Source organism: Collinsella sp. OM04-5 (assembly GCF_003439125.1).
GTDB lineage: Bacteria > Actinomycetota > Coriobacteriia > Coriobacteriales > Coriobacteriaceae > Collinsella.
In genome coordinates this window covers 1-1,631 of the sequence record NZ_QSUU01000026.1, presented here as the reverse complement: position 1 = coordinate 1,631, position 1,631 = coordinate 1, and the positions used below count along the sequence as shown (strand labels likewise).

The 1,631-nt window shown below is 67.0% G+C and carries 1 protein-coding gene; it reads left to right on the top strand.

Going from position 1 to position 1,631, the window contains the following annotated elements:
• Positions 1-262 precede the first annotated feature (262 nt).
• On the top strand, positions 263-1,549 hold the full coding sequence (gene istA, locus DXB53_RS09790) for an IS21 family transposase (RefSeq protein WP_158556526.1): 1,287 nt from the start codon (positions 263-265) through the stop codon (positions 1,547-1,549).
• The last annotated feature ends 82 nt before the right edge of the window (positions 1,550-1,631 follow it).

The window sequence follows — 1,631 nt, the reverse complement described above, 5'->3', positions numbered from 1 at the left end:
GCCGGGCAGACTCGCTTCGGTTCGGGCGCTACACCAACTTTCTCGACACTACCTGGTGGACGCAACAACCGAGTTGTTTCGAGGTGTCGCGGTGATAGATTATGCTTAGTGAGTAATCGCCCTCTTTGACACCGGCGATATTGAGCCCGGGCACCGCCCGCTCACATCCAGAATATTGCCGTTCGGCACCGCCGATATTCCCTTCGGCACCGCCCGCTGGTACGTTCCGGCTGTCATGCAACCGGGACCAAGGAGGTACAGCATGGCGAGAAGAATCAGGGCCAGGGAGGCCCTCAAGCTCCGTGCGTCCGGGCTCTCGCAGAACGCGATCGCCCGCGCGGCGCACATGTCCAAGCACAGCGTCAGGGAGGTGCTCGACGCGGCGGAGGACTCGGGCCTGACATGGGACGACGCCGAGGGAATGACGGACTCCGAGGTCTACGGGAGGCTGTTCCCGGATAAGGCCCCGGCAGGGCCCGTCTACCCCGACCCCGACTGGGACCGCGTGCACCGGGAGCTCGCGAGGACGGGCGTGACGCTCAAGCTCCTGCACTCCGAGTACGCCGAGACGGCCGCGGCCGTGGGCGAGCCCGCGATGTCCTACGACCGCTTCTGCAAGCGCTACGGCGAGTTCACCGTCCGGCGCAACGTCGTCAGCCGCGTGGGGCACAAGGCCGGGCGAAACATGGAGGTCGACTGGTCGGGGCCCACGATGGCGCTCGTGGACCCCGTGACCGGCGAGGTGTCCAAGGTCTACCTGTTCGTGGCGTGCCTCCCCTTCAGCCGGTACAGCTACGTCGAGCCGACGCTCGACATGAAGCAGGATACCTGGCTGCGCTGCCACGTGCACGCCTTCGAGTTCCTCGGCGGCTCCACGCCCGTGATCGTGCCCGACAACCTGAAGACCGGCGTCAGGTCGCACCCGCGGGAGGGCGAGGTCGCGCTCAACCCCGCCTACGAGGAGATGGCCGCGCACTACGGCGCCGCCGTCATCCCGGCGCGCGTCCGCAGGCCCCGCGACAAGGCCGGTGCCGAGAACGAGGTGTGGAGCGCCGCCACCTACGTGATCGCCGCCCTGCGGGGCGAGGTCTTCACTGACATGGGGGCCCTGAGGGCGGCTGTCGCCGCGAAGGTGCGCGAGCACAACGCCAGGCCGTTCTCTAAGAGGGACGGCTCGCGGATCGAGTGCTTCGAGGAGGTCGAGCGGCCGCTGCTGAGGCCGCTGCCGAGGGTCCCCTACGAGATCTGCGAGTGGGTCTACGGCCGTAAGGTGCAGGCCAACTGCCATGTCTCCTACCGGCGAAACTTCTACTCGGTGAGCCACCTGCTGGTGGGCAGGACCGTCGACCTGCGCGTCACCGAGTCCAGGCTCGAGGTCTTCCTCGGCGGCGAGCGCGTCGCCACCCACCCGCTCCTGCCCGCATCGACCCGGAACCGCTACTCCACCAACGCCGGCGACATGCCCGAGGGGAAATCGTACGGCGACTGGGACGCCGCGAGGATAAGGCGCTGGGCCGACAGGGTCGGTCCCTTGTTAGCGCTACTGTAAAAACAACCAATTTCGCCATCGCACTTTAGGGTAGTGTCGAGAAAGTTGGTGTAGCGCCCGAACCGAAGCGAGTCTGCCCGGC